Below are 20,948 nucleotides of genomic sequence, written 5' to 3'. Positions count from 1 at the left end.
TTTGCCGGGCTTTTGCCGGGCGGCTCAGGGGCAAATGTTGCGTGGTAACATCGGCAGGGGCGGCCCGGCAGGGTAAATGCCGCCGGGCTTAACATCGGGAAGAGGGGGCGTACTTAGTAGTAGGAGTGCTCGCCGCGCTGGTGTTCGGTCAGATCGCGCACGCCTTTCAGCTCAGGAAATTCGTTCAGCAGCTGTTTCTCGATCCCTTCTTTCAGGGTTACATCGACCATTGAGCAGCCGTTACAACCGCCGCCGAACTGCAGGATAGCCAGACCGTCTTCGGTGATTTCCATCAACGTGACGCGTCCGCCATGGCCGGCCAGCTGCGGGTTAATCTGCGATTGCAGCAGGTATTCAACGCGTTCCATCAGCGGAGCGTCGTCGGAAACTTTGCGCATCTTGGCGTTCGGCGCTTTCAGCGTCAGCTGAGAGCCAAGCTGATCGGTGACGAAGTCAATTTCAGCGTCTTCCAGGTACGGTGCGCTGAGTTCGTCGACATACGCCGTCAGTTGCTCAAACTTCAGCGCCGTGTCGGTGTCTTCCACCGCATCCGGTGGGCAGTAGGATACGCCGCACTCAGCGTTAGGGGTGCCGGGATTAATCACAAATACGCGAATTTGTGTCCCTTCTTCCTGATTTACCAGCAATTTGGCAAAGTGCGCTTGTGCAGCATCGGAAATACGGATCATAGCGTTGGCCTAATAGTTGACTATTTTACTGGGTTATAATACGCCCATCAGCAGGGGTCTACAAGGTACGGCATATACACCATACCTGAACCGTCGCGGCGCCGTTTCGCAAAAGCAGGCGGGATATTTCAGCGACGGTGCTTCCGGTTGTGACGACATCATCCACAATGGCGATATGGAGGTCGCGTACCGATATTTCAAGCTGAAAGGCATTTTTCAGGTTCTGTTTGCGCAAGCGTGCGGAGAGGTGGTGCTGGGTCGCCGTGCGCCGGTTGCGGCGCACGGCATCATGGTGCCAGGCGCACTGCATCCAGTGCGCCAACGGGCGGCATAGCAGGTCGCTTTGATTGAAGCCTCGCCGCCATTGACGGCGCTGCCACAGCGGGACGCTGACGAGACGGTCTGGTCGGGGACATTCTTCTCTCTGGCGAACGCGTAACAGCAGCAGACGCGCCAGCGCTGGCGCCAGTTCCGGACGACGGGAAAACTTAAGCTGATGGATCAAACCGCTCAGCGGCGGCCGGTAATCATTGACCGTCACCAGTCGGTGCCACGGCGGTGGATTCTGCAGGCAGCGACCGCAGGGAAGTTTGCCGGCCGCTGCCGGCAGGCCGCAGCGTGGGCAAAGCGCCGGGGGATGTGTCAGAGAGGCGGCGCAGCGGGAGCAGATGCCCCAACTGGCGATCGCCACCGGCATTTGGCATAGCCAGCATAAGCTGTGTGCTGTTAGCATATTTCACCTCGTCATAGTGGAAAGAGAACAGTAACTGATGAACGACATCTGGTGGCAAACCGTCGGTGAAGGAAATTGTCATCTTGTGCTCCTGCACGGATGGGGGCTGAATGCCAGGGTTTGGGATTGCGTGACGCCGCAACTGGCCTCGCACTTTACGCTGCATCTGGTTGACCTGCCGGGCTATGGTCGCAGCAGCGGCTTTGGCGCCCTGTCGCTGGAGGAGATGGCGCAGCAGGTTCTGAGCCAGGCCCCGAAACAGGCTATCTGGCTGGGCTGGAGCCTCGGTGGGTTGGTGGCCAGTCAGATTGCCTTGCACCACCCCGAGAGCGTACAGGCGCTGGTCACCGTGGCCTCTTCGCCCTGTTTTGGCGCCGATGGCGACTGGCCTGGAATTAAAGCGGAGGTGCTGAGTGGGTTTCAGCAGCAGTTGAGCGAAGACTTCCAGCGTACCGTGGAGCGGTTTCTGGCGCTGCAAACGATGGGGACGGAAAGCGCTCGTCAGGATGCCCGGGCGTTGAAAAGTACCGTGCTGTCGTTGCCGATGCCGTCTTCAGAGGTGTTGAACGGCGGGCTGGAGATCCTGAAAACGGCCGATTTACGCCAGCCGCTGTCCGCATTCGCGCAGCCGTTCCTGCGGCTGTATGGCCGACTGGATGGCCTGGTGCCGCGCAAAATTGTCCCGGTTCTGGATGCATTATGGCCGCAGAGTGAATCGGTGGTCTTTGACAAGGCGGCCCATGCGCCGTTCATCTCGCACCCGCAGGCGTTCTGTGAGCCTCTGGTGGCGTTGAAAAATCGCCTGCGCAATTATTTTTAGCGGGCTGTGGCAAAAATCCCGACCATAGCAATACTTAGGTTGTCGCGGGGAGAATGCGTTTCTGTCGCCCCCGGGGCCAATAAAAACAACCTTATGGAGAGTTGAGGCTATGAAAATAATGACGGGTATTGTTGCATCTCTGGTGATTGGCTCCCTGTCTTTTGGTGCGTTTGCAGCGAAAGAGATTCAAAAAGATGAAGTGGCGTCAATGAAGCTGACGAAAATCGGCAGCATTACGACTTCAAGAACGACTTCACCGATGGATGCAAAGCGCGATCTGTCGAAGAAGGCGGATGAGCTGGGCGGCAAGTACTTTGTGGTGATTGCCGGTTCGAAAAACGAGAAAACCGTTCACGCTAACGCCGACGTCTACAAATAAGCCAAAGCGGGTCTCAGGACCCGCTTTGGTTTTACGACTTAAGGGGCTTAGCCCAGGGGTTATCAGCGCAGCGCCCACCACTCTCGCAAGCAGGCTTTCCCCTCAGGGCAATTTTTGCAGCTCCCGGACAAACAGCCGTCCGCGTCTTCCGTTATGCGCACGGCTTTCCCCATGGCTTCCAGACGACTCAACATGGCATCAACCAGCGGCTGCGGAGTATGCAGGCGAGCGCTGAGTTGCGCCGCCTCCATCCGCCCCTGCAGGGCCAGCATATCGCGTACTTCAATCAACGATGCCATGATAACGCCTTAGTGACAGTCGCCCGCCGGACTCTGGCAGCAGGATGACGGCGTTTTCCGCGTAGCCAGCAGGGAGACATCAACCCGGCTACGGGCCCGGCGTAACAGGCCAAAGACCACGATATTAAACAGCACCACCGACAGAATACACACCAGGCTGTAGCGCGGATGCTGGCTGAAACTCACGGTCTGGTAGTACAGCGTGGAGAGCGAGTAGGCGATGTTCAGTCCCCACAGGATGGAGAATGACATCCAGCCGCGGCTGGATTCGCGAGCGATGGCCCCCATCACCGAGATGCACGGAATATAGAGCAGAACGAAAATCAGGTAACTGTAGGCGGCCGCCGCGCTGCCGAATTTGCTGCCCATGACGCCCATCGCGCCGGTTCCCATTTCACCATCGCCTTTGCTGGCTTCGATAGGGTTAGCCAGGACGCTCAGGCTGAAGGTGTTTTTCAGGCTCTGCCAGGTTTCGTCCAGCGCGGCCAGCAGTTCGTCGCCGAGGTGGAATTCCTGCGGATTAAACGCTTCATTCTGAATATCTTCGGCGGTGTAAAGCGTGTTCAGCGTCCCGACGACCACCTCTTTCGCCATGGCGCCGGTAAACAGCCCGACGGTGGCCTGCCAGTTATCTTCATGCACGCCAATCGGTTTAAAAACCGGCGTGATAATACGGCTGACGGAGGCCAGCGCCGAATCGTTAATGTTATCCACCAGCTTACCGTTGAGCGAGAAGCTGTTCAGGGCGCTAAGAAAAATACTGACGATGACGATAACTTTACCCGCGCGCAGCACAAAGCCTTTCAGCCGCTGCCAGGTCTGGATGACCAGGCTTTTGATATGCGGGACGTGGTAGACCGGCAGCTCCATCACGAACGGCGATGCTTCGCCGCGCATAATGGTGTGTTTGAGCATCAGGCCGGTCAGGATAGCCATCACGATCCCGAGCAGATACAGCGAGAAGACCGCCAGCGCGCCGTTTTGACCAAAGAACGCGGCGGCGAACACGGCGAAGATCGCCAGGCGCGCGCCGCAGGACATAAACGGCGCCATCATGATGGTCATCAGGCGTTCGCGCGGCGCATCCAGCGTGCGCGCCCCCATGACCGACGGTACGTTGCAGCCGAAGCCGACAATCAGCGGAACGAAGGATTTCCCCGGCAGCCCCAGCGCCTGCATCAAGCGGTCCATGACGAAGGCCGCTCGCGCCATATAGCCGGAATCCTCAAGGAAGGAGAGGAACAGATACATCATGCCGATTTGCGGTACCAGCGGCAGCACGGTGTTGATACCGCCGCCCAGCCCCTGGGCAAGGAAAACGGTTAGCCAGTCCGGGAAATGCAGGGTATAGCCCAGCCACTGAATACCGTGAATAAAGATAGCCACGGAACCGGCGTCAAAGATGGGCTGTAACGCGCCGCCGATGTTGATCGCCAGCAGAAACATCAGGTACATGACAAATAAGAAGATGGGCAGTCCCAGCACGCGGCTGAGGATGATTTTGTCCATCGCGGTGGTGAAACGGCTCGGCTCAGCGGTGAGCGTGTTGCTGACGGCATCGCAGATGGCGGCAATGCTCTGATAGCGGGCATCCGCGATATGCAGTGCCGGATCGTCAATGTCCGCGCGCAGATTCGCCAGGGCATCATCGAGCTTATGCGCAGCGTTCCCGGCATACTCGCGGCTGTAAATATCACCCTCCAGCATTTGCAGACCCAGCCAGCAGCGTTGACGCTGGGGGATCTCCGGCACCATCTCCTGAGCCAGCTTTTCGGCTTCGCGCAGCAGCGGCTGCGGGTAGTGCACCAGTTCAAGCGACGTATTTTGCTGGTGGCGATCGATGGCCATTTTTAAAGCTTCGATACCGCGTCCGCGAGTCGAGACCAGCGGAATCACCGGGCAACCCAGTCTGGCCGCCAGCGCGTCAACGTCGATGCGGATTTTTTGCTTCTCGGCAATATCCAGCATATTCAAGGCAACGATGCAGGGGATGCCCAGCTCCAGTAATTGCAGCGTCAGATAGAGATTGCGTTCCAGATTTGAAGCGTCGACCACATTAATCAGCATGTCGGCATCGCCGCTGAGGATATAGTGGCAGGCGATCTGCTCATCTAAAGAGGTCTGTGAAGAGATAGTCGTCAGCGAATAGGTGCCGGGCAGGTCCACCAGCGTGACCTGATGGTCGGTGGTGGTAAAGGCCCCTTCTTTGCGCTCGACGGTGACCCCGGCCCAGTTGCCGACGCGCTGACGGGCACCGGTAAGCTGATTAAATAATGTTGTTTTACCGGAGTTCGGATTACCAATTAAACCAAGAGTTAACTTTTTCATATTTCAGACTCTGAGTACCGGATCAGGTATTATTGTGCGACCGCTTCCAGTTCTATTAAATCGAGATCTTTTTTGCGTAATACCAGGCTTACGCGCCGGGTTTCGATATGTACGGGATCGCCGAGCGGCGCGACGCGGACCACATTAAAAGAGGATCCTGGCAGCATGCCAAGAGACAACAGTTTCTGACGATAAGCCGGACTAATATCGCGAGAGAAACCCGTGATTTTCCACGCACTATCAGGAGTGAATTGCATAGGGCCTACCTGTAATCGCTAACTGAACGAGAGTTTTCCGTGTGCGCTCATCGCACAGCACCGGGGAGCATAGCCAACGGAGAAAAACAGAAACTTACTGCAAATGATGATAATGATAATGGTTTTTATCATCAATACATAAATGGCTTAATAAGCACCATTTGCCGGAAATATGCTGCTTCTTTGATATGGCGCAAGGTCTGCGCTGTAGCGATAAATAAGGGGAATATTTATTTTGTCATCTAATGTTTAATTAAGGTTTCATTGGTTAACAAAATGAAACCTTGAGAATTAACTTATTTACCCGCCTTTATTCGCCGCCGCTAAGCGGTTTTGCAGTAACCCTCTATTGGGTCAGAGAAAGGGGCGGGAAAATGGCCCCTGCAATGAGGGGCCGGGGAGGGATTAGCGTTTTTTACCCATGGCCGCTGCCAGCGCGTCCATCATGGCGCTGTTGCCACCTGACTGTACCTCGCGACCGCGCGGTTTCGCCGCTTTTGCCGCCGGACGAGTGCCCTGCACACGATCGTTACCGCCGCCGCGTCGGGCGTTGCTCTCGCCCGGCTGCTCGTCCAGACGCATGGTCAGCGCGATACGTTTACGCGGCAGGTCGACCTCCATCACTTTAACCTGCACGATATCGCCAGCTTTGACGACGGTATGCGGATCGTCGACGAATTTATTCGACAGCGACGAAATATGCACCAGGCCATCCTGGTGCACGCCGATGTCGACAAAGGCGCCAAAGTTAGTGACGTTGGTGACCGCGCCTTCAAGGATCATGCCCGGCAGCAGGTCGTTCATGGTTTCCACGCCATCGGCGAACTTCGCGGTTTTAAATTCCGGACGCGGGTCGCGGCCGGGTTTTTCCAGCTCTTTGATAATGTCGGTGACGGTTGGCACACCGAATTTTTCATCGGTGAAGTCGGCCGCTTTCAGATTGCGTAACTCGCTGCTGTTGCCCATCAGATCGCTTAACGCCTGCCGGGTGGCGGCCAGAATGCGCTCAACGATCGGGTAGGCTTCCGGGTGAACGGTGGAAGCATCCAGCGGGTTGTCGCCGTGGTTGATGCGCAGGAACCCGGCGCACTGCTCGAAGGCTTTGGGACCAAGGCGGCTGACTTTCAGTAGCTGCTGACGGTTCTGGAACTGGCCGTTCTCATCGCGCCAGGCGACGATATTCTGCGCCATCATCCGAGTCAGGCCCGCTACGCGGGTGAGCAGCGGCACGGAAGCGGTGTTCAGATCCACGCCGACGGCGTTAACACAGTCTTCGACCACCGCATCCAGCTTGCGCGCCAGCTGCGACTGGCTGACGTCGTGCTGGTACTGGCCCACGCCGATGGATTTCGGATCGATTTTCACCAGCTCGGCCAGCGGATCCTGCAGACGGCGGGCGATTGAAACGGCGCCGCGCAGAGAAACATCGAGGTCCGGGAACTCCAGGGCCGCCAGTTCGGAAGCCGAGTAGACGGAAGCCCCGGCTTCGCTGACGATGACTTTCTGCGCGGTGACTTTCGGGAACTGCTGCTGCACATCGAGGAAGAAGCGTTCGGTTTCGCGGGAGGCGGTGCCGTTGCCGATAGCGACCAGCTCAACGTTGTGCTTCTCACACAGCGCGGCGACGACAACCGCTGCCCTGGCGGTCTGCCCGGTGTGCGGATAGATGGTATCGGTGGCGACCAGTTTGCCGGTGCCATCTACCACGGCGACTTTTACGCCGGTACGCAGACCCGGGTCGAGGCCCATGGTGGCGCGCAGCCCGGCGGGGGCGGCCATCAGCAGATCGTGCAGGTTACGGGCAAACACGTTGATGGCTTCATCTTCCGCGCGTTCGCGCACGGTGCCCATTAGCTCGGTTTCCAGATGCATCAGCACCTTAATGCGCCATGTCCAGCTGACAACCCCTTTACGCCAGCTGTCGGCTGCGGCGTTGTTCAGCCGTAAACCGAGATGGTCGATAATAATCTGTTCGCAATGGCTCTCTTTCGGCGGCTCGTCAAACTGCGGATCGGCATTCAGGGCCAGCTGCAGGATGCCTTCGTTACGACCGCGGAACATGGCGAGCGCGCGATGCGACGGGACGGTAGCGACAGGTTCATGGTGATCGAAGTAGTCGCGGAATTTTGCCCCTTCCTCTTCTTTCCCGCTCACCACCGTGGCCACCAGATGCGCATTCTTCCACAGGTAGTCGCGCACCTTCGCCAGCAGCGCAGCATCTTCAGCAAAACGCTCCATCAGGATATAACGCGCGCCATCCAGTGCGGCTTTGGTATCGGCGACGCCTTTATCGGCAGCGACAAACTTCGCGGCTTCTGTTTCCGGGTCGTGGAACGGTTCGTTCCACAGCAGGTCCGCCAGCGGCTCCAGCCCGGCTTCAATGGCGATTTGCCCACGGGTGCGGCGCTTCGGTTTATAGGGCAGGTACAGGTCTTCGAGTTCGGTTTTGCTCAGCGTAGTGCTAATCGCCTTTTCCAACGCCTCGGTCAGCTTACCCTGTTCGCCGATCGATTTGAGGATCGATTGACGGCGGTCTTCCAGTTCACGCAGATAGCCGAGCCGGGTTTCCAGATTACGCAACTGCGTGTCATCCAGACCGCCGGTGACTTCTTTACGATAGCGTGCGATAAACGGCACGGTGTTCCCTTCATCAAGCAGGCGAACGGCAGCTTCTACCTGTTCAGACCTGGCCTGAAGTTCACCCGCAATAATGCGGCAGAGCGAATCATTCATCATGTCTATTTCATCTTGTGGGTCGAAAATCAGGGGATAGTTATACGGACTGACACGGCAAAATGCCAGTCGCTGCATCAGGCTCTCAGATTGTTCCGGGCGCGTTATTTCACATATTCGATATTGTTGACGTACCAGCTGGCTTCGCCGGCGGGCGTGTTGACCACCGCCAGGTCGCCGACCTCTTTTTTCAGCAGCGCGCGGGCCATCGGCGAGTCGATAGAGATGTAGTCTTTGCGTCCGAAAATTTCATCATAACCGACGATGCGAAAGCGCTTGATGTCGCCATCATCGTTTTCGATTTCAACCCACGCGCCGAAAAACACTTTGCCCTCCTGCTGCGGGGAGTAATCGACGATCTTCAGATGTTCCAGACATTTGGTGAGATAGCGTACCCGGCGGTCGATTTCGCGCAGACGCTTTTTGTTGTACTGATAATCGGCATTTTCGCTACGGTCGCCCAGGCTTGCCGCCCAGGTCACTTTTTGGGTGACCTCCGGACGCTCTTCACGCCACAAATAGTCCATTTCTTTTTTAAGTTTTTCATACCCTTCACGGGTGATCAGCGGCGTCTTCATTTATCGTTCTACCTTCTGATTGTCGGACACTGTGTGCGACGATGTGCGGTTGCGCACAATTCGCAGTGCGTAATAATACCGACAGGATAAATAATGTGTCTTATGATTAAATGTATACTTAAGCTGCTGTTAAATATGCTTTGTAACAATTTAGCCCGGAATATATACCAGATTTAGCTGGTCGGCGACCCGGGCTTTTTTGAGAATACGCACTGACCATTGCAGTGAACCTTTGGGAGTATAAACAATGCAAGAGAATTATAAGATTCTGGTTGTCGACGACGACATGCGCCTGCGCGCGCTGCTCGAACGTTATCTGACCGAGCAAGGCTTCCAGGTTCGAAGCGTCGCCAACGCTGAACAAATGGATCGTCTGTTGACTCGTGAGTCCTTCCACCTGATGGTGCTGGATTTGATGCTGCCGGGCGAAGATGGCCTCTCCATTTGTCGTCGTCTGCGTAGCCAAAGCAACCCGATGCCGATCATCATGGTCACGGCGAAAGGGGAAGAGGTTGACCGTATCGTCGGCCTCGAAATCGGTGCGGACGACTATATTCCAAAACCGTTCAACCCGCGTGAGCTGCTGGCCCGTATCCGCGCCGTGCTGCGTCGTCAGGCCAATGAGCTGCCGGGCGCGCCATCGCAGGAAGAGGCGGTTATCGCCTTTGGTAAATTCAAGCTCAATCTCGGCACCCGTGAGATGTTCCGTGAAGATGAGCCGATGCCGCTGACCAGCGGTGAATTTGCGGTACTGAAAGCGCTGGTGAGTCATCCGCGTGAGCCGCTCTCCCGCGATAAACTGATGAACCTTGCTCGCGGTCGCGAATACTCGGCGATGGAGCGTTCCATCGATGTGCAAATCTCCCGTCTGCGCCGCATGGTCGAAGAGGATCCGGCACATCCGCGTTACATCCAGACCGTGTGGGGGCTTGGCTACGTCTTCGTACCGGACGGCTCTAAGGCATGAAACGCGTGCGCTTTTCGCCGCGAAGCTCGTTTGCTCGCACCCTGTTGTTGATTGTCACCTTGCTGTTTGTCAGCCTGGTGACGACCTACCTGGTGGTGCTGAATTTTGCGATTCTACCGAGCCTCCAGCAGTTTAATAAGGTGCTGGCATACGAAGTGCGTATGCTGATGACCGATAAACTGCAGCTGGAGGATGGCACCCAGCTGGTGGTGCCGCCGGCGTTTCGCCGCGAAATTTATCGCGAGCTGGGCATTTCGCTCTATTCCAATGAAGCGGCGGAAGACGCGGGCCTGCGCTGGGCGCAGCATTATGAGTTTTTAAGTCAGCAGATGGCGCACCAGCTGGGTGGGCCAACCGAAGTGCGGGTCGAGGTCAACAAAAGCTCCCCCGTGGTGTGGTTGAAAACCTGGCTCTCCCCCAATATCTGGGTGCGCGTACCGCTGACGGAAATCCATCAGGGCGACTTCTCGCCGCTGTTCCGCTATACCCTGGCGATTATGCTGCTGGCGATTGGCGGCGCCTGGCTGTTTATCCGTATTCAGAACCGGCCGCTGGTCGATCTTGAACATGCGGCGCTGCAGGTCGGGCGCGGCATTATTCCGCCGCCGCTGCGGGAATACGGCGCATCCGAAGTCCGTTCGGTCACCCGGGCCTTTAACCACATGGCCGCTGGCGTAAAACAGCTGGCGGACGATCGTACGCTGTTAATGGCCGGCGTCAGCCACGATCTGCGCACGCCGCTGACGCGTATTCGCCTGGCGACGGAGATGATGGGGGAAGAGGACGGTTACCTTGCCGAGTCGATCAACAAAGACATCGAAGAGTGTAACGCCATCATCGAGCAGTTTATTGATTACCTGCGCACGGGCCAGGAGATGCCGATGGAGCTGGCGGATCTGAACGCCGTGCTGGGCGAGGTTATCGCGGCGGAAAGCGGTTACGAACGTGAAATTGCGACGGACCTGCAGGCCGGCGAGATTCCGCTGCGCATTCATCCGCTGTCTATCAAGCGTGCGCTGGCCAATATGCTGGTTAACGCCGCGCGTTACGGCAACGGCTGGATTAAGGTCAGCAGCGGTAGCGAAGCGAGCAGCGCCTGGTTCCAGGTTGAGGACGATGGCCCGGGGATTAAGCCGGAACAACGCGAGCATCTGTTCCAGCCGTTCGTCCGCGGCGATAGCGCCCGCAGCACCAGCGGTACCGGGCTGGGACTGGCGATTGTGCAGCGTATTATCGATAACCATAACGGTCGCCTGGAGATTGGCTCCAGCGAGCGGGGCGGGCTGTTGATTCGCGCCTGGCTGCCGGTGCCGGTTCAACGCGCGTTAATGCCAACGAAGCAGAGCAAAGAGAGCTGAGCGGCCGCCTGAATCGCGCGAGTCGGCGCGAGAGCATAAAAAAGCCGGGCATTGCCCGGCTTGTTCTTTATGGCTGATGGCTACACGGTTAGCGTTTCGGGCCAGCAGCGACCAGCGCGGCGCCCGCAGGCGTATCGGTGTACTTCTCGAAGTTCTCTACGAACAGCTTCGCTAGCTGGTCGGCTTTCTCCTGCCACTGCTCTGGCGAACCGTAGGTGTTGCGCGGGTCGAGGATGTGCGTATCGACACCTGGCAGTGAGGTTGGGATCTGCAAATCGAACATCGGCAGGGTGAAGGTTTCGGCATTGTCCAGCGACCCGTCGAGAATGGCGTCGATAATGGCACGGGTATCTTTAATTGAGATACGTTTGCCGGTGCCGTTCCAGCCGGTGTTGACCAGATAAGCCTGTGCCCCGGATGCCTGCATGCGTTTTACCAGAACTTCCGCATACTGCGTCGGGTGCAGCGACAGGAACGCGGCGCCGAAGCAGGCGGAGAAGGTTGGCGTCGGTTCAGTGACGCCACGCTCGGTACCGGCCAGCTTAGCGGTAAAGCCAGAAAGGAAGTGATACTGGGTCTGGTCTGCCGTCAGGCGCGATACCGGCGGCAGCACGCCGAAAGCATCCGCGGTCAGGAAGATAACTTTGGTGGCATGGCCCGCTTTCGAGACAGGCTTAACGATGTTCTCGATATGATCGATCGGGTAGGAGACACGGGTGTTCTCGGTTTTCGATCCGTCGTCGAAATCAATCGTGCCGTCCGCGCGAACCACCACGTTTTCCAGCAGCGCATCACGGCGAATCGCGTGATAGATATCTGGCTCTGCGGCTTCGGAGAGTTTAATGGTCTTGGCATAGCAGCCGCCTTCGAAGTTGAAGACGCCATCGTCATCCCAGCCGTGTTCGTCATCGCCGATCAGACGGCGTTTCGGATCGGTGGAGAGAGTGGTTTTGCCGGTGCCGGAGAGGCCAAAGAAGACCGCCACATCGCCTTTCTCACCCACGTTAGCGGAACAGTGCATCGATGCGATGCCCTGCAGCGGCAGCAGGTAGTTCATGATAGAGAACATCCCTTTCTTCATTTCGCCGCCGTACCAGGTGCCGCCAATCAGCTGGATTCGCTCGGTCAGGTTGAAGGCAACGAAGTTTTCAGAGTTGAGCCCCTGTTCCTTCCACTGCGGGTTGGTGCATTTGGCGCCGTTCATCACGATGAAATCCGGCTTAAAGTTGGCCAGTTCTTCATCGTTCGGGCGAATAAACATGTTTTTGACGAAGTGTGCCTGCCAGGCCACTTCGGTAATGAAGCGTACGCTCAGACGCGTGTCGGCATTGGCACCGCAGAACGCATCAACGATGAACAGACGTTTGTTGGAAAGCTGATGAGTGACCAGATCTTTCAGGTGCTGCCAGGTTTCCTGAGAGAGCGGTTTATTGTCGTTTTTACCGTTGCCTTTATCAGACCACCACACGGTATCGCGGGTTGTATTGTCACGAACGATATATTTATCTTTCGGCGAACGACCGGTAAAAATACCGGTATCGACGGCGATCGCGCCCAGATCGGTGAGTACGCCACGCTCATACCCTTCCAGAGTGGGATCGAGTTCTTCTTGATACAACGTATCGTAATCAGGGTTGTGGACGATATCCTGAACGTCATTGATACCATAAGCCTTGAGATCCTGCGGGGTTAAACCATTATTAACGCGCATGTCACTGCTCCTTAGCCAATAATATATACTGCTTCAAATTGTAGGGGTTCTTTCGGGGTATAGACCGCGACCAGGCTCATAGATTTACGTATCTCGACAAACGCCTTACTTACGAAAAACACGGTGACTCCTGTCACGAAACGTGCGTGATTATCTCAGGAAATTGGTCGTTGGTGGGGATGGATGTTTCTTATTGGTTAAAAAGTAATTAAAAAAACTGCCGAATTGTGAATGTAATCGCTTTCTGGAAAGAAAATTACGTAACTCTTTCAGTGAAAATCGATTCATCACGCGAGGAAATGGTTGACAACAGGCGCGGCGGAGGCGAAAAACCTCCGCCGCGAACTCTGGCGGACAGGATTATCAGTGAACCTGCGGGTCGGCCGGAGACGCGTTATTGCGAATCTCGGCGATATCCATGGCGTTGAAGAGGTAATGATTGCCGCAGTAATCGCAGTGCATATCAATTTCACCTTCGTCAGCGAGAATGCTGTCGATCTCTTCATCCGGCAGCGTTTTCAGCGCACCGGCGCAGCGTTCGCGGGAACAGGTACATTTAAATTCCACATTCTGCGGATCGTACACGGTCACTTCTTCTTCGTGATACAGGCGCCACAGGACGTCAGTCGCTGAGAGGGTAAACAGTTCCTCGGCTTTGATCGTCTCAGTCAGCGTGGCCAGATGGTCGAAATCATTGGCCTGCGTCTCTTGCGCCGGCATGACCTGAAGCAGCATGCCGCCCGCCATCAGCTTCCCTTCATGTTCGCCGGTGCGAATGATAAGGCGCGTTGGCAACTGTTCTGAGCGCTGGAAATAATCTTCCAGGCAAGCCGCCAGGGTGTCACCTTCCAGACCGACCACGCCCTGATAGCGCTCGCCTTCATGCGGAGAGATGGTGATGACCAGATACCCGTTACCGACCAGCGTTTTCAGGTCCGCATCTTGCGGAATGTCGCCCTGAGTGCGCGCTACGCCGCGCAGCTGCTGCTGATTCGTGCCGTTAATAACCGCCAGAGACAGAGGACCATCGCCCTGCAGCTGCACGGTGATATCGCCGGCAAACTTCAGCGTTGCGGTCAGCAGGCTGGTGGCAACGAGTAGCTCTGCCAGCACGGTTTTGACCGGCTGCGGGTAGCTGTGGTTCGCCAGAATCTGTTCCAGGGTTTCCGAGACGGTCACCAGTTCACCGCGTACGGCATAGTTTTCAAACAGATAACGATGTAATTGATCGTGTTGAGTCATAATGGTCTCTCTTGCTGGCAACAGCGGTGCCTACAGGTATAGGCGATTACTCACTGTCGCCGTGTTTAAATCTCATCAGGTCGCGGCGTTCTTTCTTGTCCGGACGTCTGTCGGGATGCGGCATGGTTAGCGCGTTCATTTTGCGCGCCAGCGCCATTTTCTCGCGTTTCTCGATGCTTTCTGCCGTCTCTTCATACAGCGCGACGGCTTCACTGGCAGGTCGGCGCTGTTCCGTTATCCCTTTGACCAGCAGGATACGTTCGTCGTTGCCCTGGCGTAGCGTCAGGGTGGCGCCCAGCTCAACGACTTTCCCCGGCTTGCTGCGTTGTCCGTTGTAATGCACCTTGCCGCCTTCAATCATCTCGCGCGCCAGCGCGCGGGTTTTATAAATGCGGGCTGCCCAAAGCCACTTGTCCAGTCTGACGGCTTCGACGGGCTTCTCTTTCATGGCCTCTCCTGTGGGGTCAGCGAAGGGATCAGGCGCCGGTAGTCGTTCAGTCCCGGGTGGCGGGCATAGCTTTTTTCCGCCAGTCCGGAATCCGGATTCGTGACGCCCAGGCAGTAGCGAATACCAAACTGCGCCGCGGCATCGAGAATCGCCTCGCTATCGTCAACAAAGAGCGTTTTGCGCGCATCGAAGCCGGTCTCTTCCGCTACCGCACGCCACAGACGCTGATCTTCTTTTGGATAACCAAATGTGTGGGTAGAAAGTAATAAATCAAGGTGTGCGTCGAGACCGGTATGTTCAAGCTTTACCGCCAGATTGTGCGGATGGGCGTTGGTCAGCAGGATGCGCCGCTTGCCGCTGGCCTTGAGCGCATCAAGGAACGGGACGGTATCTTCACGCAGTGCGGCTCTTGGCCCCTGCTCGCTGGTCATCGCACGAATATCCAAATTCAGGCGCTCGCTCCAGTAGTCCAGACAGTACCAGTTTAGCGTATGCTGCACCGCGTGATACTCCTGGCGCATCGCCTCTTTGGCCTCCGACAGGTTAAGCCCACGTGCCGCCCCCCAGGTTTCAGGAACCAGCTTTTGCCAAAAATAGTTGTCGAAGGCGAGGTCAAGCAGCGTGCCATCCATATCCAGCAGAACGGTATCAACCTCCTGCCAGGCGATATCAAAATGCATGGTGAGTCTCCAGCGAGGGGAAATGCGCGACAGGGTATCACACCCCGCCGCGCAGAGAGTTACTCTTGATGTTCCGGCGAGGGGATGAGTACCGGATTCAGGCAGCTTTGGTAGTATTTCTGTATCTCTTCCATTCGCTGGCGATGACGCTGGTAGCGACGAATCGTCAGGACCCCGTGCCAGGACATGCAGCCCAGCATGGTCAGCAGAAGCAGCGTCGTGCCCAGATAGCGCCACAGGCCTGAACGGTCTGGAATGCGATGCAGGTTAATGTGCCGCGTGCCATTGGCATCGGTATAGAGACTGGTCACAATCCCCTCGGCGTGGAACGGCGTATGCATCAGCATTCGGGCCAGCCGCTGCAGTTCGCCCCACTGTTCCGGCGCCGGATAGTCATACAAGCTGGTGGTCGGCCACGGCTGGCTCACCAGCTCGCTGCCTTCATCACTGACAATCAGGAAACCGCCGGGAGCCGGACTATTAAGGGCCTGCGCCGCGCGTGAGGTTTCACGAATGACAAATGGCGCCGTTGAAGTGGTCACCAGATTTTCCAGCGATTCAGCGCTTACCGGGCGCAGCAGAACGTTGACGCCATCCAGCTTGCCCGAGTTGGCGCGTTTGGTCAGCGTTTCCCAGTTCCGCGTATTACCGAGGTTAACCAGCGCGTTTTTCAAACGGGTACAGTCATCTTTTGCCGCACACAGATTGTTGGTTTTAATGACGATATCGCCAAAATCATCCAGCAGCACCATCCCGGATTGCTGAATCGCCGAGCGCAGCGTGGGGCTGACGCGCGAATCATCGTCCGGATCGGGATGCAGCTGACGCTGCACGGATTGCATCAGCGCCGTGGCTTTGCTGACGACGTCGGACTCCGGGAGCGGCAGGGGAGGCGCGTCATTCCAGATGATCTGCGAGCAATCAAACGGCATAAACGGCGAGTTCTCTTTCGCCGTCCAGCTATCCGGCGAGTGGATATTGCAGGTTCCGGTACCTTGCAATCGCAGCGTATCGCCAATACGTACCTGCGACTTCTCCAGTTGGGCGACGGTCGTCGCTTCCACGGTTTGCGCCCCTTTCAACCAGGAAAGCGTAAACTTAAACGGCATATTCAACGGCACGCTGGCCCACAGCATCACGACCACCAGCAGCGCGCCGATGGCGATAATGGCGCTACGCAGCCAGTACTGTAGCGGGAAGTGTTTCACTTCATCGTGCAGCGACAGGAAGCGCCCCTGGCGCACGACGTGGCGGCTGAGATAGATATCGATATCCGTCTGCTGGCCGAGATCCTGGGCAATCCACGGCTGCCAGTGGCGCGGATAGATCAGATCGATAATCCCCAGGGAGATATTATTGATCTGCTCCTGGTCATTCTCGCCAAACAGACCCCAGCGTTTGGGCATCCCGCGCAGGCAGTGGATCTCCCGGAGCGACGTTTTACGCGGCGGCGCATAGATCCCCCACAGGCCCGCCGCCAGTAACAGCAGCCCGCCGACCAGTAGCCACGGGGTAAAAACATAGGGGCTTATCAGGCTGAAGTAAAACAGCAGGAACGAGGTGACGATAAAGATAGCCTCACGCAGCCCATCCGGGCGGCTCAGCGCGTGCTCCTCCGGCGTTTCCTGGCGAATGCTCAACAGCTCTATCTGCTCGCTCTCTTCCCCGCGGATTGACGCCTGGGTTGACGATGTCCGTTCAAGGGCGTAACTGCGGCTCTCCTGCGGGTAGTCGCTGAGCGCGTGGCCATTGAGCGCAATGACCAGCGGCAGGCTGTCGGTAGGAATCAGCTCAACGCTATTTTCATCATTGATATGCTGCTCCAGGAAGGGAGGGAGATGCACCTCCACCGAGTCGAGGAAGTAGCGCCATTTGTGCGGGTCATCAGTGGTAATGCCATAGCGCGTAATGGCGCGGGTCACCGTGAAGACGGTATCGCTCTGTTGGGTGAGAGACAGTACGGCAGGGGCAACGCTTGCCCCCGACGCCGGCATCTGACGGGCGTGGTTGAGTCCTTCAAGGTACTTTTCCACCGCGCGGCGTTCTGGCTCAGAAAGCGTGCGGGTGACGGCATCGCTAAAGGCATGCAGGAGGGGGAGGCGGCGACGCCTGGCATGCGATCGATACCACCACCCGATAAGCAATGCGCAGATTAGCAGAGCTGTGAAAGAAATCAGAAAGGTGCCCATGCCCATCCCATCGTAGTTATTCTTTTCTTACAGGTGTCTTTAGTTGCTTAACACTTTGCGTGAACCTGCAGGGTGCTCTCGGCAGATATCGTATGTATACGGGAAAATTTATTGTGCGATACAGCAGCATACAAGCTTATCAAAATCGTGAAAATTCAGGAATCAGTAAATTCTCAAAAACATTTCAACCTATTGACTTTTTTATCTTTCTGATTCCCGGATTTTGAGAGCAGAAGTTGCAACTATGTAAATAAGTGGCGAATTGAATTGCCGAAACCGTGCTGCGTATCGCACAATGACTCCTGGAATCACAGCATAGATCGATAACAATGAGCAAATCATTACAAAAACCCACCATTCTCAATGTTGAAACAGTAGCGCGTTCGCGTCTTTTTAACGTTGAAAGCGTGGACCTCGAGTTCAGTAACGGCGTGCGTCGCGTTTATGAACGCATGCGCCCTTCGACGCGTGAAGCCGTGATGATTGTACCGATTGTTGATGACCATCTCATTCTGATCCGTGAATATGCCGTTGGCACCGAATCTTATGAACTGGGGTTTTCTAAAGGGCTGATTGATCCGGGTGAAACCGTCATGGAAGCCGCGAACCGTGAGCTGAAAGAAGAGGTGGGTTTCGGCGCTAATAAGCTGACGTTCCTGAAAAAACTGAGCATGGCACCGTCCTATTTCTCCAGCCAGATGAATATTCTGGTGGCAGAAGATCTGTACCCGGAATCGCTTCCCGGCGATGAGCCGGAACCTTTACCGCAGGTACGCTGGCCGCTGTCGCAGCTGATGACGCTGCTCGATGATGAAGATTTTAACGAAGCGCGCAACGTCAGCGCCCTGTTTTTGGTCCGTGAGTGGCTACGGGCTCAGGGACGCCTGTAGACGTCCGGCCTGCGACCACGGCCTGCAAACAAGAAACAGAAAAAAAGCGCCCGCAGGCGCTTTTTTTGTCAGAACAGTTCGTGGGTTTCCCCGCCGCCGTCGGTGATCGTGGTCCCCACCTCATGCACCGCCTGATGGGTCGGCTGTGTGCCATCAATGAAGTATTCGGCGCGGCTGTTGCCGCCGCTCGCCAGCTGGCCGGTGCTGCGGTCGATATTGACCGTGACCACGCCAGGCGGCGGGGTTAATGGCTCTTCAGGTACGCCTTCCAGCACGCGTTTCATAAAGTCATCCCAGGCTGGCTGGGCGCTTTTGGCTCCCCCCTCATAGCCGGAGATCTGATCTTTAATCGCGCCGGATGCGGTGGTCCGCCCCAGATCGCGGCGGTGATCGTCAAATCCAATCCATACCGACGTCACCACGCCCGGACCGTAGCCGGAGAACCACGCATCTTTTGAGCTGTTGGTGGTCCCCGTTTTACCGCCGATATCGTGGCGCTGCAGATCGCGACCGGCGCGCCAGCCGGTCCCCATCCAGCCCGGTTCGCCGAAGATGTTACTGTTCAGGGCGCTCTTAATCAGGAATGACAGTGGTGTGCTGATCACATGCGGCGCGTATTCCGCAGAACCGGTTTGCGCAACCAGTGCCTGGTTAACCTGTTCAAGCTCTGGCTGCGGCGGCACCGCGGCGTTCTGCGGTGTTGCAGAGGTCGCGACATCTTCGACATCTTTATTTTCCAGCACGTCGGATTTCGGCGTCTCGCCGTAAATAACCGGCAGGTTGCACTGCGGACAGGCAACTTTAGGCCGCTCTTCAAAGATCACGCCGCCCTGATCGGTCTCGATTTTGCTGATAAAGAATGGCGTTATCAGGAAGCCGCCGTTGGCCATCACCGAATAACCGCGCGCAACCTGCATCGGCGTAAAGGATGCCGATCCCAGCGCCAGCGACTCGGTATGCACGATATTTTGCGCCGGGAAACCGAAACGCTGTAGATATTCCGCCGCGTAATCCACGCCCATGGCGCGCATGGCGCGAACCATCACCACGTTCTTCGACTCTCCCAGCCCCTGACGCAAGCGAATAGGGCCAGCGTACTGCGGCGGGGAGTTTTTCGGCTGCCAGTCGGAACCCGCACCGGCGTCCCAACGGGAAATCGGCACATCGTTAAGCATACTGGCCAGCGTCAGACCTTTATCCATCGCCGCGGTGTAGAGGAACGGCTTGATGTTTGAGCCCACCTGGAGCAAGGCCTGGGTTGCGCGGTTGAATTTACTTTGATTGAAGTCGAACCCGCCGACCAGCGCGATAATGGCGCCATTCTGTGGGTTAATCGAAACCAGCGCCGAGTTCACATCCGGTACCTGCGACAACCACCAGCCGTCGCCGACCTGGCGGACCCAAATTTGCTGCCCGGACTGCAGGACATCGGTGACCTTGCGCGGTGTCGCCCCTTGCTGGGTATCGGAGATAAAACGACGAGCCCAGCGGACGCCCTGCATATTCAGGGTGACCGACGTTCCATTACTTAATAGCGCGTGCGCTTCCTGCGGATTTACCGAGGTAATCACCGCCGGAGCAAGCGGCCCGTAGCCGGGCTGGTTTTTCAGCGAGGCGATGATTTTCGCCTGATCCCAGGGCGCTTCACCCTCTTTCCACAGCACGTTGGCCGGACCGCGGTAGCCGTGGCGCATATCGTAATCCAGCACGTTATTGCGCACGGCCTGCTGAGCCGATTGCTGATTTTTACGCGTGATGGTGGTGTAAACGCGGTAGCCATCTTCATACGCCTGCTCGCCATAACGGTTGACCATCTCCTGGCGGACCATCTCACTGAGATACGGCGCGGAGAAGGCGATTTCCGGTGCGTGGTAGCGGGCGTCAATGGCTTCGCTGCGCGCCTGATCGTATTGCGTCTGCGTGATATAGCCTTCGTTCAGCATACGTGCCAGAACAACGTTACGACGCGCGGTCGCGCGGTCTATGGAATAGAGCGGGTTAAACGTCGAGGGTGCTTTAGGCAGCCCGGCGATAACGGCCATTTCGCTCAGGCTAAGCTGGTCGATGGATTTACCAAAGTAAACCTGCGCCGCCGCGCCGACGCCATAGGCGCGGTAGCCGAGATAGATTTTATTCAGATACAGCTCAAGGATTTCGTCTTTATTCAGCAACTGCTCGATGCGAATCGCCAGGAAGGCTTCTTTAATCTTACGCATCAGCGTCTTCTCTGGGCTCAGGAAGAAGTTACGCGCTAACTGCTGGGTAATCGTACTGGCGCCCTGTGAGGCATGACCTGAGAACATAGCGACGCTGGCTGCACGGAAAATACCGACCGGATCGACGCCGTGATGTTCATAGAAGCGACTATCTTCGGTGGCAATAAACGCTTTAATCAGCTCGGGCGGCATGTTTTGCAGCGTGACGGGAATACGGCGTTTCTCGCCATACTGCGCAATAAGCTCGCCATCCGCGCTATAGACCTGCATCGGGATCTGCAAACGCACATCCTTCAAGGTCGCAACGTCAGGGAGTTGCGGCTCAATATATTTGTAGAGGCCAAAAACCGAGCCTGCTCCCAGCAGTACGCAACAGACTGCAAGGATCAATAGATACTTTACGAACTTCACCGGAGATTTCCCATTAAGTT

General features: G+C 56.6%; 18 protein-coding genes. 5 read left to right on the top strand and 13 right to left on the bottom strand.

Features of this window, described 5'->3' with window-relative positions:
- Positions 1-113: 113 nt before the first annotated feature.
- Complete coding sequence (nfuA, locus tag CWM52_RS12730) at positions 114-689, bottom strand: Fe-S biogenesis protein NfuA (protein ID WP_032690439.1); 576 nt, start codon at positions 687-689, stop codon at positions 114-116.
- 58 nt (positions 690-747) lie between these two features.
- On the bottom strand, positions 748-1,422 hold the full coding sequence (gntX, locus tag CWM52_RS12725; protein ID WP_100684448.1) for a DNA utilization protein GntX: 675 nt from the start codon (positions 1,420-1,422) through the stop codon (positions 748-750).
- Between the two features lie 37 nt (positions 1,423-1,459).
- On the opposite strand from gntX, the gene bioH reads away from it, so the two are divergent.
- Positions 1,460-2,242, top strand: coding sequence for a pimeloyl-ACP methyl ester esterase BioH (bioH, locus tag CWM52_RS12720; RefSeq protein ID WP_100684447.1), 783 nt, complete (start codon positions 1,460-1,462; stop codon positions 2,240-2,242).
- A 109-nt stretch (positions 2,243-2,351) separates the two neighbouring features.
- Positions 2,352-2,621: a YdgH/BhsA/McbA-like domain containing protein gene (locus tag CWM52_RS12715; protein ID WP_100684446.1), complete on the top strand. Its 270-nt coding sequence runs from the start codon at positions 2,352-2,354 to the stop codon at positions 2,619-2,621.
- Between the two features lie 62 nt (positions 2,622-2,683).
- Here the strand turns inward: CWM52_RS12715 and feoC are convergent, their stop codons facing one another.
- The 5 genes from feoC to greB form a co-directional block, all read right to left on the bottom strand.
- Complete coding sequence (gene feoC, locus CWM52_RS12710) at positions 2,684-2,920, bottom strand: [Fe-S]-dependent transcriptional repressor FeoC (protein WP_100684445.1); 237 nt, start codon at positions 2,918-2,920, stop codon at positions 2,684-2,686.
- A gap of 9 nt (positions 2,921-2,929) precedes the next feature.
- Positions 2,930-5,248: a Fe(2+) transporter permease subunit FeoB gene (gene feoB, locus CWM52_RS12705; RefSeq protein ID WP_100684444.1), complete on the bottom strand. Its 2,319-nt coding sequence runs from the start codon at positions 5,246-5,248 to the stop codon at positions 2,930-2,932.
- A gap of 29 nt (positions 5,249-5,277) precedes the next feature.
- The gene (gene feoA / locus CWM52_RS12700; protein WP_004868486.1) at positions 5,278-5,505 is read right to left on the bottom strand and encodes a ferrous iron transporter A; all 228 of its coding nucleotides are present in this window, start codon (positions 5,503-5,505) and stop codon (positions 5,278-5,280) included.
- 405 nt (positions 5,506-5,910) lie between these two features.
- Entirely contained in the window at positions 5,911-8,241 is a 2,331-nt protein-coding gene (locus tag CWM52_RS12695; protein WP_100684443.1) for a Tex family protein, read from the bottom strand.
- Positions 8,242-8,342: 101 nt separating this feature from the next.
- A complete protein-coding gene (gene greB / locus CWM52_RS12690; protein WP_100684442.1) occupies positions 8,343-8,816 on the bottom strand; it encodes a transcription elongation factor GreB in 474 nt (157 codons plus the stop codon).
- 247 nt (positions 8,817-9,063) lie between these two features.
- Here greB and ompR point away from each other — a divergent pair, with 247 nt between their 5' ends.
- Together ompR and envZ are read left to right on the top strand one after the other, a co-directional pair.
- Positions 9,064-9,783 carry a two-component system response regulator OmpR gene (gene ompR / locus CWM52_RS12685; protein WP_001157751.1) on the top strand — a complete coding sequence of 240 codons (720 nt, stop codon included), beginning with the start codon at positions 9,064-9,066 and terminating at the stop codon, positions 9,781-9,783.
- Positions 9,780-11,141 carry a two-component system sensor histidine kinase EnvZ gene (gene envZ / locus CWM52_RS12680; protein WP_100684441.1) on the top strand — a complete coding sequence of 454 codons (1,362 nt, stop codon included), beginning with the start codon at positions 9,780-9,782 and terminating at the stop codon, positions 11,139-11,141. The genes ompR and envZ overlap by 4 nt, the downstream gene beginning before the upstream one ends.
- An 88-nt stretch (positions 11,142-11,229) precedes the next feature.
- Here envZ and pckA read toward each other — a convergent pair whose 3' ends face one another.
- From pckA to CWM52_RS12655, 5 genes are all read right to left on the bottom strand, one after another.
- Positions 11,230-12,852, bottom strand: a complete 1,623-nt coding sequence (gene pckA, locus CWM52_RS12675; protein ID WP_100684440.1) for a phosphoenolpyruvate carboxykinase (ATP) — start codon at positions 12,850-12,852, stop codon at positions 11,230-11,232.
- Positions 12,853-13,215: 363 nt separating this feature from the next.
- Complete coding sequence (hslO, locus tag CWM52_RS12670) at positions 13,216-14,094, bottom strand: Hsp33 family molecular chaperone HslO (RefSeq protein ID WP_100684439.1); 879 nt, start codon at positions 14,092-14,094, stop codon at positions 13,216-13,218.
- A gap of 46 nt (positions 14,095-14,140) precedes the next feature.
- The gene (gene hslR / locus CWM52_RS12665) at positions 14,141-14,542 is read right to left on the bottom strand and encodes a ribosome-associated heat shock protein Hsp15 (RefSeq protein WP_100684438.1); all 402 of its coding nucleotides are present in this window, start codon (positions 14,540-14,542) and stop codon (positions 14,141-14,143) included.
- Positions 14,539-15,222, bottom strand: a complete 684-nt coding sequence (gene yrfG, locus CWM52_RS12660) for a GMP/IMP nucleotidase (RefSeq protein WP_100684437.1) — start codon at positions 15,220-15,222, stop codon at positions 14,539-14,541. Before yrfG ends, hslR begins: the two co-directional genes overlap by 4 nt.
- A 59-nt stretch (positions 15,223-15,281) precedes the next feature.
- The gene (locus tag CWM52_RS12655) at positions 15,282-17,411 is read right to left on the bottom strand and encodes an intracellular growth attenuator family protein (RefSeq protein ID WP_100684436.1); all 2,130 of its coding nucleotides are present in this window, start codon (positions 17,409-17,411) and stop codon (positions 15,282-15,284) included.
- A 329-nt stretch (positions 17,412-17,740) separates the two neighbouring features.
- Between CWM52_RS12655 and nudE the strand changes: the two genes are divergently transcribed.
- Complete coding sequence (nudE, locus tag CWM52_RS12650; RefSeq protein WP_100684435.1) at positions 17,741-18,301, top strand: ADP compounds hydrolase NudE; 561 nt, start codon at positions 17,741-17,743, stop codon at positions 18,299-18,301.
- A gap of 68 nt (positions 18,302-18,369) precedes the next feature.
- Here nudE and mrcA read toward each other — a convergent pair whose 3' ends face one another.
- Positions 18,370-20,928, bottom strand: a complete 2,559-nt coding sequence (mrcA, locus tag CWM52_RS12645) for a peptidoglycan glycosyltransferase/peptidoglycan DD-transpeptidase MrcA (protein ID WP_165785390.1) — start codon at positions 20,926-20,928, stop codon at positions 18,370-18,372.
- Between the last annotated feature and the right edge of the window lie 20 nt (positions 20,929-20,948).

This window comes from Raoultella sp. T31 (genome assembly GCF_002806725.1).
GTDB classification, from domain to species: Bacteria; Pseudomonadota; Gammaproteobacteria; order Enterobacterales; family Enterobacteriaceae; genus Klebsiella; species Klebsiella electrica.
This window is presented reverse-complemented; position numbering and strand designations above follow the sequence as displayed.

Coding starts and splice junctions, on each gene's coding strand:
- nfuA (WP_032690439.1), bottom strand. CDS start 689: ATGATCCGTATTTCCGATGCTGCACAAGCGCACTTTGCCAAATTGCTG.
- gntX (WP_100684448.1), bottom strand. CDS start 1,422: ATGCTAACAGCACACAGCTTATGCTGGCTATGCCAAATGCCGGTGGCG.
- bioH (WP_100684447.1), top strand. CDS start 1,460: ATGAACGACATCTGGTGGCAAACCGTCGGTGAAGGAAATTGTCATCTT.
- CWM52_RS12715 (WP_100684446.1), top strand. CDS start 2,352: ATGAAAATAATGACGGGTATTGTTGCATCTCTGGTGATTGGCTCCCTG.
- feoC (WP_100684445.1), bottom strand. CDS start 2,920: ATGGCATCGTTGATTGAAGTACGCGATATGCTGGCCCTGCAGGGGCGG.
- feoB (WP_100684444.1), bottom strand. CDS start 5,248: ATGAAAAAGTTAACTCTTGGTTTAATTGGTAATCCGAACTCCGGTAAA.
- feoA (WP_004868486.1), bottom strand. CDS start 5,505: ATGCAATTCACTCCTGATAGTGCGTGGAAAATCACGGGTTTCTCTCGC.
- CWM52_RS12695 (WP_100684443.1), bottom strand. CDS start 8,241: ATGATGAATGATTCGCTCTGCCGCATTATTGCGGGTGAACTTCAGGCC.
- greB (WP_100684442.1), bottom strand. CDS start 8,816: ATGAAGACGCCGCTGATCACCCGTGAAGGGTATGAAAAACTTAAAAAA.
- ompR (WP_001157751.1), top strand. CDS start 9,064: ATGCAAGAGAATTATAAGATTCTGGTTGTCGACGACGACATGCGCCTG.
- envZ (WP_100684441.1), top strand. CDS start 9,780: ATGAAACGCGTGCGCTTTTCGCCGCGAAGCTCGTTTGCTCGCACCCTG.
- pckA (WP_100684440.1), bottom strand. CDS start 12,852: ATGCGCGTTAATAATGGTTTAACCCCGCAGGATCTCAAGGCTTATGGT.
- hslO (WP_100684439.1), bottom strand. CDS start 14,094: ATGACTCAACACGATCAATTACATCGTTATCTGTTTGAAAACTATGCC.
- hslR (WP_100684438.1), bottom strand. CDS start 14,542: ATGAAAGAGAAGCCCGTCGAAGCCGTCAGACTGGACAAGTGGCTTTGG.
- yrfG (WP_100684437.1), bottom strand. CDS start 15,222: ATGCATTTTGATATCGCCTGGCAGGAGGTTGATACCGTTCTGCTGGAT.
- CWM52_RS12655 (WP_100684436.1), bottom strand. CDS start 17,411: ATGGGCACCTTTCTGATTTCTTTCACAGCTCTGCTAATCTGCGCATTG.
- nudE (WP_100684435.1), top strand. CDS start 17,741: ATGAGCAAATCATTACAAAAACCCACCATTCTCAATGTTGAAACAGTA.